The sequence below is a fragment of the Leisingera sp. S132 genome, from assembly GCF_025144465.1.
Classification (GTDB): domain Bacteria; phylum Pseudomonadota; class Alphaproteobacteria; order Rhodobacterales; family Rhodobacteraceae; genus Leisingera.
On record NZ_CP083553.1, the window covers coordinates 3,847,983 to 3,861,631 of the forward strand.

11 protein-coding genes and 1 tRNA gene are annotated in these 13,649 nt (G+C 60.4%); 9 read left to right on the plus strand and 3 right to left on the minus strand.

Annotation, left to right across the window (positions count from 1 at the left end):
* Nucleotides 1–38: 38 nt before the first annotated feature.
* The 3 genes from K3725_RS18955 to K3725_RS18965 are packed head-to-tail and all read left to right on the plus strand — an operon-like array spanning nt 39 to nt 3,555.
* On the plus strand, nt 39–749 hold the full coding sequence (locus K3725_RS18955) for a uroporphyrinogen-III synthase (RefSeq protein ID WP_260016786.1): 711 nt from the start codon (nt 39–41) through the stop codon (nt 747–749).
* 51 nt (nt 750–800) lie between these two features.
* The gene (locus K3725_RS18960; protein WP_260016787.1) at nt 801–2,069 is read left to right on the plus strand and encodes a COG4223 family protein; all 1,269 of its coding nucleotides are present in this window, start codon (nt 801–803) and stop codon (nt 2,067–2,069) included.
* A 10-nt stretch (nt 2,070–2,079) separates the two neighbouring features.
* Nucleotides 2,080–3,555: a heme biosynthesis protein HemY gene (locus tag K3725_RS18965; protein ID WP_260016788.1), complete on the plus strand. Its 1,476-nt coding sequence runs from the start codon at nt 2,080–2,082 to the stop codon at nt 3,553–3,555.
* A gap of 139 nt (nt 3,556–3,694) precedes the next feature.
* Here K3725_RS18965 and K3725_RS18970 read toward each other — a convergent pair.
* Nucleotides 3,695–3,781: transfer RNA gene (locus tag K3725_RS18970), tRNA-Leu, on the minus strand.
* A 217-nt stretch (nt 3,782–3,998) separates the two neighbouring features.
* Here K3725_RS18970 and hemN point away from each other — a divergent pair.
* Complete coding sequence (gene hemN, locus K3725_RS18975) at nt 3,999–5,354, plus strand: oxygen-independent coproporphyrinogen III oxidase (protein WP_260016789.1); 1,356 nt, start codon at nt 3,999–4,001, stop codon at nt 5,352–5,354.
* 85 nt (nt 5,355–5,439) lie between these two features.
* Here the strand turns inward: hemN and K3725_RS18980 are convergent, their stop codons facing one another.
* A complete protein-coding gene (locus K3725_RS18980) occupies nt 5,440–6,234 on the minus strand; it encodes a formylglycine-generating enzyme family protein (protein WP_260016790.1) in 795 nt (264 codons plus the stop codon).
* A 75-nt stretch (nt 6,235–6,309) separates the two neighbouring features.
* Nucleotides 6,310–7,434 (minus strand): copper-containing nitrite reductase, encoded by a 1,125-nt coding sequence (gene nirK, locus K3725_RS18985; protein WP_260016791.1) that lies wholly within the window; start codon nt 7,432–7,434, stop codon nt 6,310–6,312.
* 295 nt (nt 7,435–7,729) lie between these two features.
* Between nirK and K3725_RS18990 the strand changes: the two genes are divergently transcribed.
* The 5 genes from K3725_RS18990 to K3725_RS19010 all read left to right on the plus strand — a co-directional run bounded on the left by K3725_RS18990 (nt 7,730) and on the right by K3725_RS19010 (nt 13,608).
* A complete protein-coding gene (locus tag K3725_RS18990; protein WP_260016792.1) occupies nt 7,730–8,566 on the plus strand; it encodes a flagellar motor protein MotB in 837 nt (278 codons plus the stop codon).
* Nucleotides 8,567–8,690: 124 nt separating this feature from the next.
* Nucleotides 8,691–9,998 carry a flagellar hook protein FlgE gene (locus K3725_RS18995; protein WP_260016793.1) on the plus strand — a complete coding sequence of 436 codons (1,308 nt, stop codon included), beginning with the start codon at nt 8,691–8,693 and terminating at the stop codon, nt 9,996–9,998.
* 47 nt (nt 9,999–10,045) lie between these two features.
* Nucleotides 10,046–11,494 (plus strand): flagellar hook-associated protein FlgK, encoded by a 1,449-nt coding sequence (gene flgK / locus K3725_RS19000; RefSeq protein WP_260016794.1) that lies wholly within the window; start codon nt 10,046–10,048, stop codon nt 11,492–11,494.
* A 3-nt stretch (nt 11,495–11,497) separates the two neighbouring features.
* Nucleotides 11,498–12,505, plus strand: coding sequence for a flagellin (locus tag K3725_RS19005; RefSeq protein WP_260016795.1), 1,008 nt, complete (start codon nt 11,498–11,500; stop codon nt 12,503–12,505).
* Nucleotides 12,502–13,608, plus strand: coding sequence for a flagellar basal body P-ring protein FlgI (locus K3725_RS19010; RefSeq protein ID WP_260016796.1), 1,107 nt, complete (start codon nt 12,502–12,504; stop codon nt 13,606–13,608). The genes K3725_RS19005 and K3725_RS19010 overlap by 4 nt, the downstream gene beginning before the upstream one ends.
* The last annotated feature ends 41 nt before the right edge of the window (nt 13,609–13,649 follow it).

Consider the following 13,649-nt stretch of genomic DNA (forward strand, 5'->3'; position numbering starts at 1 on the left):
CAAACAATCCCGGGAGCCTTTGGATGGTGCCATTGCTGATGACACGCCCGCTGGCAGCGGCAAAGCGGTTTGCCGCCAGCCTGCCAGCCGAAGCGCTTGCCGGGCTGCATGTGATCTATACTCCGCTGATGGAGATTCAGCCGGTTCAGGCACCGGTCAGAACGCAAGGTGTAAAAGGGGTGATCTTCACCTCTGCCAACGGCGTTGAGGCCGCTTCACGTGAAACTACAGTGCGGCTGCCTGCCTATTGTGTTGGGGAACGCACGGCGCAGACCGCCGCAGAACTGGGCTGGCAGGCTGAGTTTCTGGGGCAATGCGCCGAAGAGCTGACGGCTGCCCTGCTGCAAAAGCGCCCCGAGGCACCTCTATTGCATTTGCGCGGCGCCCATGCGCGGGGCGCAATTGCGCAGCTTCTGACGGATGGCGGCCTCCCTTGCGGGGAGCAAATCGTGTATGATCAGGTGCTTTTGCCGCTGACGGAGGAGGCGAAAGCTGCGCTTGCTGCGCAAAAAGATGTGATCGTGCCGCTATTCTCACCCAGGACCGCGCGCCATTTTGCCAATCTGTGCGGGGACGCGTCGCATTTGCATCTGATTGCGCTGAGCCAAACCGTTTCTGAGCCTCTGAAAGGCTTGAATTACAAGGCTTTCAGCGTAAGTAAAGCCCCGGATGCACCTGCCATGGCGGCGGCTGTCGTTGATGCCGCAGCGCAGCTGTCCCGGCTTGAGGGCAGGGGGCGCGCGGAGTAGGGTCCAGCGTGTTCGCAAGAATGTATTTTAGGAATCGAGGGGGAGGCCGGCGTGGCTGACAAGAAAAATCCGGAAGACGTGATTGAGCCCGGCCCCGGTGAAACCAAGCCGGCTGAAGATGCTGCAGAAATTTCTGAACAGGACGCTGCGCACGAAACCGGTGCAGAGTCCGTTGACACCCCTGAGGATGTAGACTCCCCGGTTTCCGAGACCGAGACCGAGACCGAGACCGAGACCGAGACGGTTTCCTTTGAGCAGGATACCACTGCAGAGCGGGAAGAGGCTTCGGTTGAGCCGCTTGCCGCGGCTGAGGCGCCCCGCGAAATCGAACGGGTTGTGGAAAAGCGCGGCGGCTTCGGATCTGCGGTTCTGGGCGGTGCAGTGGCGGCCGTTATCGGCTTTGCGGCCGGTCAGGGCGGCTGGCTCGACAGTCTATTGCCTGCGTCTATGCGCGGCGGGGTTGAACTAACCGCGCTAGAGACCGGCCAGGCAGAGCTGGAGACAGCCCTTGCCGCCATGAAACAGCAGGTTGAGGCCAATCAGGCTCCTGACCTTGCGCCGCTTGCGTCCCGCATTGATGCCCTGACGGCTGACATTGAACCGCTGAAAAACGCACCTGTCCCGGATGCGGGCTTGCGGGCGGACCTGGACGCACTGGCCGCCCGGATGTCTGCACTGGAAACCCGGCCGCCGGAAGGCACCTCGCCTGAGGCTGTGGCCGCGTTTGAAACCGAGCTGGCCAAACTGCAGGACAGCCTTGCCGCGCAGCGCTCTGAAGTTGAACAGATGCTGGCCGAGGCCCAGGCAATGGATGCCGCCAGCGCCGAGGCTGCGCGGATCGCCAGCGCCCAAACACAGCTGGCGCAGCTGCGCTCCGCACTGGACAGCGGCAACAGCTATGCCGCCAATGTGCAGGAGCTTTCCAATCTTGGCGTGGACGTGCCCGCGGCCCTGTCCGGTCCGGCTGACAGTGGTGTCGCCACCATTTCCTCCTTGCGTGACAGCTTTGCCCCGGCGGCCCGGGATGCGCTGGCCGCGGCACGTGAGGAGACAAAGGGAAGCGGCGGCTTGCTGGATTACGTGAACCGGCATCTGGGCGCGCGCTCGGTCACCCCGCAGGAGGGGGATGGCCCGGATGCGGTCCTGTCCCGTGCGGAGGCTGCTGTGGCAGCAGGCAAGCTGCAGGATGCGCTGAACGAACTCACTGTATTGCCCCAAACGGCCCGTGCCGCCCTGTCCAATTGGGAAGCCGCGGCAAATGCGCGGGCGGCTGCTGTCACAGCAGCTGCTGAACTGGCCCAAAGCCTGCAAGCCAAATAAGGAAGCCGCCATGCTCTGGTCGTTGTTGAAGATCCTCGTATTTGTCGCAATCGTCGCGGTTCTGGCCTTTGGCGCAGGCCTGCTGATGGAAACAGCAGGCGGGGTGCAGATCACCGTTGCCGGCACGGAATACACTCTTGGCGCGCTGCAGTCCGTCATTGCGCTGGGCGTGCTGGTTGTTGGCCTCTGGCTGTTCCTGAAACTGCTGTCGCTGCTGGTTGCGACGCTGCGCTTCCTGAATGGCGATGAAACCGCGCTGTCACGGTATTGGGACAAAGGCCGCGAACAAAAAGGCTATCAGGCGCTGTCTGACGGACTGATGGCGCTGGCCTCTGGCGAAGGGCGCTTGGCACTGGCCAAGGCGGCACGGGCGGAGAAGTATCTGCAGAAGCCGGAACTGACCGATTTGCTGGTGGCCCAGGCGGCAGAGATGAGCGGCGATACCCACAAGGCTGCGGAGGCGTATAAGCGGCTTCTGTCGAACCAGCCGACCCGCTTTGTCGGCGTGCGCGGGATCATGAAGCAGAAGCTCTCGGAGGGCGACACGGATACTGCCCGCCAGCTGGCCGAAAAGGCGCTGGCGCTGCGCCCCAAGCATGAGGAAGTGCAGGACACGCTGCTGCGCCTGCAGGCGCAGGCGGAAGATTGGGCCGGTGCGCGCAAGACACTGTCAACCAAGCTCAAGACCGGCACTTTGCCGCGCGATGTGTACAAGCGCCGCGATGCGGTTCTGGCTTTGTCGGCCTCCAAGGGGGTTCTGGACGAGGGCGCAACGGTTGAGCAGCAGGAACAGGCGATTGAGGCCAACCGCCTGTCGCCGGATCTGGTCCCGGCGGCTGCCATGGCGGCCCGCGCCTATATCGCCAAGGGCAAGAAACGCCCCGCTGTGCGGCTGCTGAAGAAAGCCTGGGAAAGCCAGCCGCACCCGGATCTGGCGCATGCCTTTGCCGCAATCGAACCGGAGGAAACCGCCGCTGAGCGCGTCAAACGGTTTGACCAGCTGGCGCGCATCAAGCCGCTGAACGACGAGACCCGTCTGGTGATGGCGGAGCTGAACATCGTGGCGGAGGATTTCCCTGAAGCCCGCCGCTGGCTGAATGACCTGGCAAAACGGGCGCCTGATGCCCGCGCGCTGACGCTGATGGCGGCGATTGAACGCGGCGAAGGCGCCAGCGACAAGGTGGTGCAGGGCTGGCTGGCCAAGGCGCTGACCGCGCCGCGCGGGCCCCAGTGGGTCTGCGACAGCTGCAACCATATCCACGCGGAATGGGCGCCGGTCTGCGAGCATTGCTCCAGCTTTGACACCCTGTCCTGGAAGCGCCCGGAGACGCCGGAGGTGGCCAGCGTCGCAGCCGCCCACATGCTGCCGCTGATCACCGGCGCGCTTGAGGCCAAGAGCGCGGAACCGGTTGAGGATGCAGAAATTCTCGAGGCTGCAGAGGATGCAGAGAGCGAGACTCAGGAAACCGTTAAACCAGTGAACTGAAGCCGGTTTCCATTCAAACGGCTATACAGGAAGAAACGGCAGGCGCGCCCTGCCGTTCTTTTTTTTATGTCTGCACAGCACATGACCAGACCGGAACAGCCGCGATCCATGCAGTCAAGATTCAGAATGTTTTGGGGGATGGTGCCCAGGAGAGGACTCGAACCTCCACGTCCATACGGACACTAGCACCTGAAGCTAGCGCGTCTACCAATTCCGCCACCTGGGCAGGTGTCGTGAAACCGGCGTATAAGCGGAGTCGCAGGCAGCGTCAAACGGAAAATTCGCCTTGCAGCACAATTTTCTCATTATTGGGCTTAGGATTGTTTTCTCATTTGAATCCAGTGCCTTGAGTAGAGTGTTTTGGGCTGCGTCCAAGACGGAATCCGGCCGCTGGTTTGATCCTGCGCAAAGTGGAGGATTCAGAAAAGGGGCATAGCAAAGTCATGATACAGATTGACCGCCTCCAAGCCCTTGGGCTGTTTGACAGCCGGGTGCCCCGCTACACCTCCTATCCGACCGCGCCGGTGTTTTCCGCAGCCGTTGGCGCCGCTGAGCAGGCCCGCGAACTTATGGCGCTGGATCCGCAGGTGCCGGTTTCAGTGTACCTGCACATTCCGTTTTGCGAGCGGCTGTGCTGGTTCTGCGCCTGCCGCACGCAAGGCACCCAGACGCTGAACCCGGTGGAAAGCTATATCGGCACGCTGGAGCAGGAGCTGAAACTGGTGGCGCCGCTGTTGCCGAAGGGCTTGCGGATGGGGCGGATGCATTGGGGCGGGGGAACTCCGACCATCCTGCCGCCGCATCTGATTCACCGGCTGGCGCAGGCAGTGAAGACGGTTTTTCCGCATACGGAGGACTGGGAGTTCTCGGTGGAAATCGATCCGACCATGGTGGACCGGGACAAGATTGCCGCACTGGCGGCAGAAGGCATGAACCGGGCCAGTATCGGTATTCAGGATTTCGACCCGCTTGTGCAGCAGGCGATAGGCCGGGAACAACCGTTTGAGGTGACGAAGTCCTGTGTCGAGGATTTGCGTGCGGCGGGGATTAATTCTCTGAATGCCGATCTGGTCTATGGCTTGCCGCACCAATCACAGGCGCGGATGACGGATACGGTGGAGAAGGTTCTGAGCCTGGACCCTGACCGGCTGGCATTGTTCGGCTACGCGCATGTCCCCTGGGTGGCCAAGCGGCAAAAGCTGATCAAGGAAGAGACGCTGCCGGACGACCTCGCCCGTTACCATCTGGCGACGCTGGCGGCGGAGACGTTCGCCGAGGCGGGGTTCGCCGCAATCGGTATCGACCATTTTGCCAAACCCGGCGACGGGCTGGAGACAGCGGCCCGTACTGGTCACCTGCGCCGGAATTTCCAAGGGTATACAGATGACACCTGCCCGACCCTCATCGGTTTCGGTGCGTCGTCGATTTCCCGCTTTGCCGGTGGCTACATCCAAAACGCTGCCGCAACACCTGCCTATGTTCAGCGGGTTGAGGCCGGGCAGCTGACGGGGTCACGCGGGCATGTGATGACCCAGGAAGATCTGCTGCGGGGCCGTGCCATTGAGATGCTGATGTGCGAGTTCCGGCTGGACCGGGCCGAGCTGCGCCAGCGCTTTGGAGGACTGGCGGGACGTCTGGATGCGGATCTGGCCCGGATTGCAGCCCGGTTTGGCGAATTTGTGCGCTTGGACGCGGAAATCCTGGAAATTCTGCCCGAGGGCCGGCCGCTGACCCGGATAATTGCAAGCTGCTTTGATGCCCATGTGCCTGAAGGCGTCCGCTACAGCCGCGCGTCCTGATCCGTTTTCGACGCTGTCCTGCGTGTTTACGGGTCTCCTGCTGGAGGCCCATTTCAGTTTAGCCAGGAGCGGGCGTGCTGACTGCTCAAGGGGCTTTCACCAGGCGGAAGCCGAGGTAATCCGGCGGCAGACCGACAGCGCAGCCGCCGACACTTGCATCGCGGATGAAGTCAATCACCACCGCCCTGTGGCGGCCGCCGGTGATGCGGGCGCTGCAATAAGGATCGCCAAGCGCTAGGCTGCCATCCTTGTTCACTTCGCCATTTTGCATGCAGCCGTCGGTCCATTCCCAGATGTTGCCGCCAAGACCGGTGAGGCCGTTGCTATTGGCGCCGGGTTCACTTTTGGGATTTTGCGCAGGCCCCGGCAGCCCGCGCAGGGTCACCCCGCGCGCATATTGGCGCAGCCATCGCTGAGCGGGGTCCCCGTCATCCGATTCCACGGCTTCGTCACCGAAAATCTCGGCTGCTGCCAGCTGCCATTCAGCTTCGTCCGGCAGTCGCCAGCGCTGGCCGGTTTCCTTGGAGTACCACTGGGCATAGGCGGTTGCGTCGTGCCAGCTGACATGTGTCTGCGCCTGTCCGCCGTCCTCCGGCGCTCTGTCTGCCTCCTTGCAGCCGCCAGCCGCAACGCAGGCGGCGTATTCGCCGGCGGAAACCTGGTCCTTCATGATTTCAAAGGCGGCCACGTGGCGCTGCTGTTCCGGCGGCACCACGCTTTTGCCGTTTTTGTGAAAATTCCCGATTGGACGGTAGGCGATGGTGTCTGCCGCAATCAAAACAGTTTCGGCCAGCGGGGCTGGATCCTTGGCTGTTGAAAACCAAAGGCCGGGAACGCCAATGGCGGCGGCCAATCCGGCGGCAATCAGCTCAGATTTCATGTCAGCGCCCCTTCAAGCAAAAACGGGCGGCCGCGAAATGCAGCCGCCCGGTCCAGTTTCAGATCCAGCCGAAGATCAGGAGCCGGAGTATTCAGTCGGGGCGACCACCTGTTCCATCAGGTCGTTGTTCCATTCGCCTTCGACCACCACATGTGCGGTTGCACCCAGGTTCACAGCCTCGATCAGGTTGTGGTTCACATAGGCATAGACGCCCGGCTGCAGGAACTCATAGAGTGCCGCCCCGGCAGAGCCGCCGCGGATGAACCAGGTTTCAAGGTCGCGGTCCGGCACGTTGTTGAACTTGCCAGCTTCCCAGACCAGGTCGCCGTGGCCGCCGATCAGGTGCGGGCGGCTGTCGCGGTTGGCCTGGCTGTGCACGAACAGCACTTTCTCGCCCTGCTTCGCCTTCATGGCGTTTTCGCCAGTGAGAGCACCCACTGCGCCGTTGAAAACCACATGGCTGGGGATCAGCCCGTTCATGACTTCCAGAGTATCCGGGTAGCTTTCGCCGACGTCCTCATAGCGGATGTAATCGCCGTTTTCGTCCTTCGGAATGTAGAACTCGTTTTCGCCGATGTAGTAGACGCGGTCGTATTTTACCGGATTGCCGTTGTGGTCAGACAGCCCTTCGCGCGGCAGGACCATGATGGTGCCGGCCATGCCCGAGGCGACATGCCAAGGGATCATGGGACCGCCCGGTGCGCAGTGATAGACAAAGGTGCCGGGACGGGTGGCCTTGAAACGCAGCACGGTCTTTTCGCCTGGGTTCACCAGCGTCAGCGCGCCGCCGCCCAAAGCGCCGGTTGCAGCGTGGAAGTCGATGTTGTGCTGCAACATGTTCTCCGGCGGGTTGATCAGGGTGAGTTCGACATAGTCGCCCTCATGCACCACCATCATTGGACCCGGAATGGAGCCGTCAAAGGTCATGCCCTGCAGGTAAGCGCCCTGGTCGACCTCGATCTCTTTCTCGACGATCTTCATCTCGAATTCGACGATCCGGGGTTCGCCCGGTGCAACCTGCTCGTGCTCATGAACGAAGGGCGGTGCGACCAGCTCGCGCTTGATGCGCTGCAGGCTGGACAGGTCCACAGGCGCGGCGGCCTCGTGAACTGTGGTGCTTTCGGCCTTGGCGGCTTTGGCAAGTACAGGCAGCGCTGCTACGCCGGCTGCCCCCATCAGTGCGGCTCTGCGGGTCAGCATGATATTCTCCTTTCGGTGTCTCATTTGCTGTGTTGCCCGGACTTTAGGTCCGTGGGCGGCGCCGGATATTGCTCTTGATCAACCTTCGATAAAATTTCTCGATGTCGAGATAAGAGGTTTTTAAGATACAGGTTTTAGGCCTGCCCAGTAGGAACAGGTCCTTGAGGCGAGGCGTAATAGGACCAGGTGGAATTTGGCGTGTAAGTCAGATGAACTGCCGGCAAATTTAATTGTTAAGTCCAGATTAACGGGCCGCCTGCTATCCCGGTGATGGGTGAAAATAGTGGTGGTGGATATGAGCGCACAGAGCAATGTGGCGCCCATTATCATCAAGAGGAAAAAAGTCAGTGGTGGCGATGGTCATCACGGCGGTGCATGGAAGGTGGCCTACGCCGACTTCGTGACCGCGATGATGGCCTTCTTCATGCTGATGTGGCTGCTGAACGCGACGACGGAAAAACAACGAAAAGGGCTGGCGGATTACTTCTCGCCGTCGATTCCGCTCAGCCGGATTTCCGGCGGCGGAAACGGTGCATTTCAAGGGGACAGTATGTTCACCGAGGATATCCAGCCGAAGTCCGGCACCGGGGCGACTGACGTCAATCCGGCCAACGCTCAGAAGGCGCAGGGCGATACCGGTGTTGAGTCTGACGACAAGCGGGAACAAGAGGACGACAAGTTCCGCGCGATTGAGGAAGAACTGTCCGGACGCGGCGGTGAAAGCATGGTGTCTACCGTGATGGCGCGCCACATCGTGACACGGGTGACGGACGAAGGGCTGATCATTGAACTGTTTGCCAGCGAGAACGCACCGCTGTTCGAGGACGGCGGCGCAGATCCGACGGCCCTGTTCCGCGATCTGGTCAGAATGATTGCCCGTGTGTCTGGCGGCGTGACCAACCACATCGCAGTTGGCGGCCATATCCGGTCGCATCCTGTGGTGCTGGCAAAGAATCCTGTTTGGGAACTGTCCCATGACCGGGCAGATCAAACCCGCAAGCTTCTCGAATCAGGCGGGCTGGCGGCGTCCCGGATTGAGCGCGTGACCGGCCATGCCGACCGCAAGCTGGCGGTCAGCAACCCCATGGCGGCGCGCAACGACAGGGTCGAAATCATCTTTTTGCGGGACTAAAGCTCTGAAAACTTGAGAACCGGCGGCTGACGGATGAGTCATATTTTATCTGTTAGCCGCCCGTTAATCGCTCATGCGCTAGCTGTTGCATCCAGAATGATTAGATGCAGCAGAAAGGCGTGCTATGACCATTTCTTCGTCGCTGAACGCGGGCGTTTCAGGATTGAGCGCCAACGCCAGCCGGTTGGCTTCCATTTCCGATAACATCGCCAACTCCTCGACCCGCGGCTACAAGCGGGTGCAGACCGACTTCCACTCAATGGTTCTGTCCGGCTCCGGCGGCACGTATTCGGCGGGCGGCGTGCGCACGACCAACGTCCGCCTGATCGACGAGCGCGGACCGCTGGTCTCGACCAACAACGCAACCGACCTGGCTGTTCGCGGCCGCGGCATGCTGCCTGTGGCCTCGATCACTGAGGTGGAAGCCGGCGGCAGCCCGACGATGCTGTTGACCTCAACCGGGTCCTTCCGGACTGATTCGAACGGGTATCTCTCGACCGAGTCCGGCCTGGTCCTGATGGGGTTCCCTGCACTGGCTGATGGCACCGTTCCGGACGTCGCGCGCGACACCAGCGATTCTCTGGAACCGATCCACATTGACCTGAACCGCCTGTCGGCAGAACCCACGACCGAGATCAGCCTGACCGCGAACCTGCCGGCGTCTGAAACTGACCCTGGCGCAAGCGGCGATCCGGTGGAACATGTTGTGCAGTATTTTGACAATATGGGCCGGTCAGAGGAGCTGTCGATCACCTACACGCCGACAGTTGCAGTGGCACCTGCAACAACCGGCACCAATGAATGGACGATGCAGATCGTCGACTCGGCAACTGGCGCGACGGTGATCGGCGAATACACCCTGACCTTCGATGACAGTGCTTCCACTGCCGGCACGCTTCAAAGCGTGGCCACTGTGACCGGCGGTGCTTATGATGCTACGGCTGGCTCGGTAACCATCACGACTGCCAGCGGCCCGGTTGAAATCAATATCGGTGTCATCGGCGAGCAGAACGGGATGAGCCAGTTGGGTGACGAGTTCGTTCCTGGCACAACCGTGAAGGATGGTACCGCGGTTGGCTCCTTTGTGTCCGTCGAAATCAACGAGTCCGGGGAAGTCATTGCTAAGTATGACTCCGGTGACACCAAGGTAATCTACAAAGTTCCGCTGGCGGATGTGTCCAACCTGAACGGCATGCAGTCGCTGGATTCCCAAACTTACAAGCCGACGGATGATTCCGGGGCGTTCTACTTGTGGGACGCAGGCAATGGCCCAACCGGAGAAATCCTTGGGTATGCCCAGGAGGAATCCGCCGTCGACGTAGCGACCGAACTGACCGACATGATCAAGACACAGCGGGCTTACTCGTCCAACGCTAAGGTCATTCAAACCGTTGACGAAATGCTGCAGGAAACCACCAACATCAAGCGCTAAGGCGCTTGATGGCCCCCTGACACTGGCTTCATGAAAGCAGGCTGAAAATGTCAATCTATTCCGCCCTTAACAGCGCGATGAGCGGTCTGTCTGCGGCCAGCCGGTCCTCGCAGATCGTTTCAGAGAACCTCGCCAACGCTCTGACGCCAGGCTACACGCGCCGGGTCCTGGATCTGAACAGCCCGGGCGCGGGCGTTCCCGGGGTCCGGATTGGCAATGTCCAGCGCTTGAACGACCCGATTGTGATTTCCAACCGCAGGGTGGCCGAGGCTGAATACGGCGCGGCCAAGGTTCAGGCCGATTTCTTCGGCCGGATGTCAGATCTGGTCGGCACCGTTGACGACGAGATGTCGCTGGCGTCCCAGCTGTCGGAATTTGAATCTTCTCTGATTGAGGTTGTTTCCCGCCCGGACTCGCAGCCCCGGCTTAATGATCTGTCGGTCAAGGCGGAGACACTGGCGGATTCAATTTCCCGAACGGCGGAAGGACTGCGGGACCTGCGGATCAACGCGGACAGTGCAATTAACAGCCAGGTCGACACCGTGAACCAGGCGCTGAAGGAAATCGAGAAGCTGAATGCGCGTATCATGGTTGTGGAAGCTGGCGGCATGGATGCCGTCTCCATGCATGACCAGCGGGACCAGCTGATCGACCAGGTGAACAAGATCATTCCGGTCAATGTGGTCCGGCGCGACAATGGGCAGGTGACGCTCTATTCAACGGGCGGCGTGCGGCTGCTGGATGGCAAGGCGTCTGAGCTGAGCTTTAACCCGTCGCGGGATATCATGCCACACATGACGCTTGGCAATGGCATGCTGTCCGGGCTTGAGGTCGATGGAAGGGTCATTGACACAAGCCCCGGCGGCCCGCTGCGGGGCGGCACTTTGACCGCGCAGTTCGAAATCCGGGATGTGACCGCGGTGGAAGCCCAGGAAGATCTGGATGCCATGGCACGGGATCTGATCGAACGCTTCCAGGACCCGGCCTTGGACGGCACGATCGGGGTGACCGATGCAGGTATCTTTACCGACGATGGCGGCTTTTTTGATCCTTCCAACACCGTCGGTATTTCCAACCGGATCGAGTTGAACGACCTGGTGTCTCTGACGGGCAGCGCAGAGACATGGCGGTTCCGCGACGGGCTTTATGCCGCCACCCCGGGCGACCCTGGCGATTCGAGCCTGCTGCAGGCCTATTCCGACGCGCTGAACACCACCCGCACGGTGTCCTCGGTTGGTCTTGGGACATCGGACCTGACAGCAAGCACCCTAAGCGCGAACCTGTTGTCGCGTTTCGCGCAAGACAATGAAACAGCTTCACGCGGCTCGGCCTTTGCGGCCACCAGCTTCAATGAGCTGAGCCAGGCGGAGCTTGCGCTCGGTGTCGATACCGATGCCGAGCTGCAGAACCTGATGCTGGTGGAAAAATACTATGCCGCCAATGCCCGGGTCATCTCCGTTGTTGATGAACTTATGGAAACGCTTCTGAGGATCTGACGCATGATTATTAATTCTTACGGCGATATGGCGCAGCACCTCTTTCTCCGCGGCCGGAATGCGGATCTCAAGGAAAACGTCACCACTCTTTCCGAAGAGTTCGCGACGGGGAAAACCTCGAATCTGACTGAGCGCTTGGGGGGAGACTTCACCTATTTGGCGGATCTGGAGAGCAATTTGAACCGGCTCGACAGCTACATGGTCACCAATAGCGAGGTGCAACTGTTTGCCACCACTATCCAGGGCAGCCTTGAAAAGGTTCAAGGCCAGGTTCAGGCGATGCGCAACGATATCCTGACACTGTCTCCGGCGATGGATGAATACAATGCTGAACAGTTTGGCAGCCAGGCCCGGCAAAGGATGTCCAGCGCCATCAATATGATGAACACCTCTGTCGGCGGCCGAACTATCTTTGCCGGCACAGCGACAGATACCAAACCGCTCAACAATTCCGGGACGCTGATGAGCGCCATTCTGACGGAAGTGTCGGGGCTGACAACAGCCAATGACATCATTCAGGCGGTCAAGGACTGGTTTGATGATCCGTTAGGCTTTGACACCGTCATGTACAATGGTTCTGCAACAGCGCTGCAGCCAGTGACTGTGGGGGAGGGCGAACAGGTTTCTCTGGGTATCCAGGCCACAGATCCCAACCTCAAACACACACTGCAGAGTTATGTCATCACGGCGCTGGCAGACGAGCCGAGCCTGGGCCTGAGTGAAGATGTTAAGATCGATCTGGTGATCGAGGCCAGCAGCGAGCTGACCGAAAGCGAAGACCGTCTGATCAAGGTGCAAGCCGATGTCGGTTTCATCGAGGGCCGCCTGGATGCAATAAGCACCCGCAACGAAGCGTCGAAAACGAGCCTGAGCATCGTCAAGAACAACTTGGTCTCTGCCGACCCGTATGAAACCTACACCCGGTTGCAGGAAGCACAGACACAGCTCGAAGGCATCTATACAATCACCGCGCGAAGCTCGCAGCTGTCCCTGCTGAAGTACATCTCATGATCAGAATTCTCCGCCTTCTCATTGCATGCCTGTTTCTGCTGCCTGCAGTGGCCCAGGCCAATGCCATCCGGCTCAAGGATCTTGTTGAATTTGATGGCGTGCGCGGCAATGACCTGGTCGGCTACGGTCTGGTTGTTGGCCTGGATGGCACCGGCGACGGTTTGCGCAACTCACCCTTCACCGAAGAAATCATGTCCAACATCCTGGAACGTCTGGGCGTCAACGTGACCGGGGAGCAATTCCGGCCGAAGAATGTTGCTGCGGTCTTTGTGACTGCGACACTGCCGCCGTTTGCGCGTGTCGGCAGCACGATTGATGTGACAGTGTCTGCGATTGGCGACTCCAAGAGCCTTCTGGGCGGCACCCTGATCATGACCCCGCTGAATGCGGCGGATGGGCAGATCTACGCCGTTTCCCAGGGAACGATCCTGGCTGGCGGCGCAGTCGCCGAAGGTGAAGCCGCAGTCGTTACCCAAGGGGTGCCGACTGCCGGGGTAATCCCCTCGGGCGCCCGGGTTGAACGGGAAATCGACTTTGACCTTGCTTCGCTCAATTCCATGCGGCTGGCGCTGCGGGAACCGGATTTCACCACCGCTGGCCGCATTGAGCGGGCAATTAATGCTGAATTTGGCGGCAACGTTGCTCTGATGCGCGATTCCGGCACGGTAGAAGTCGACATTCGCCGCACCAATACTCGCTCGACCGCTCATGCGGTGGGACGGATCGAAAACATCCTGGTTGAGCCGCAGCGCAAGGCGCGCGTCGTTGTCGATCAGCGCTCCGGCACGATTGTGATGGGCAGCGATGTGCGGATTTCCCGTGTCGCCGTGGCGCAAGGCAATCTGACTTTACGGATCGAGGAGACGCCGCTGGTTGTGCAGCCCAACCCCTTTTCTGATGGTGAGACAGTTGTCGTGCCGCGCACTGGTGCCGCTATCGAGGAAGAGGAAGGAATTCAGCTGGCAGAAGTTCCCGAAACAACGTCGCTGTCCGAAGTTGTCGCCGGTCTGAATGCCCTGGGCGTATCGCCGCGGGACATGATCGACATTCTAAAAAGCCTCAAGGCGGCGGGAGCGCTGCACGCAGAGTTTGTGGTCCGCTGACCCTGGTCTTCTTAGGAAGCTTGCCCCGGCCTTTCTTGTAA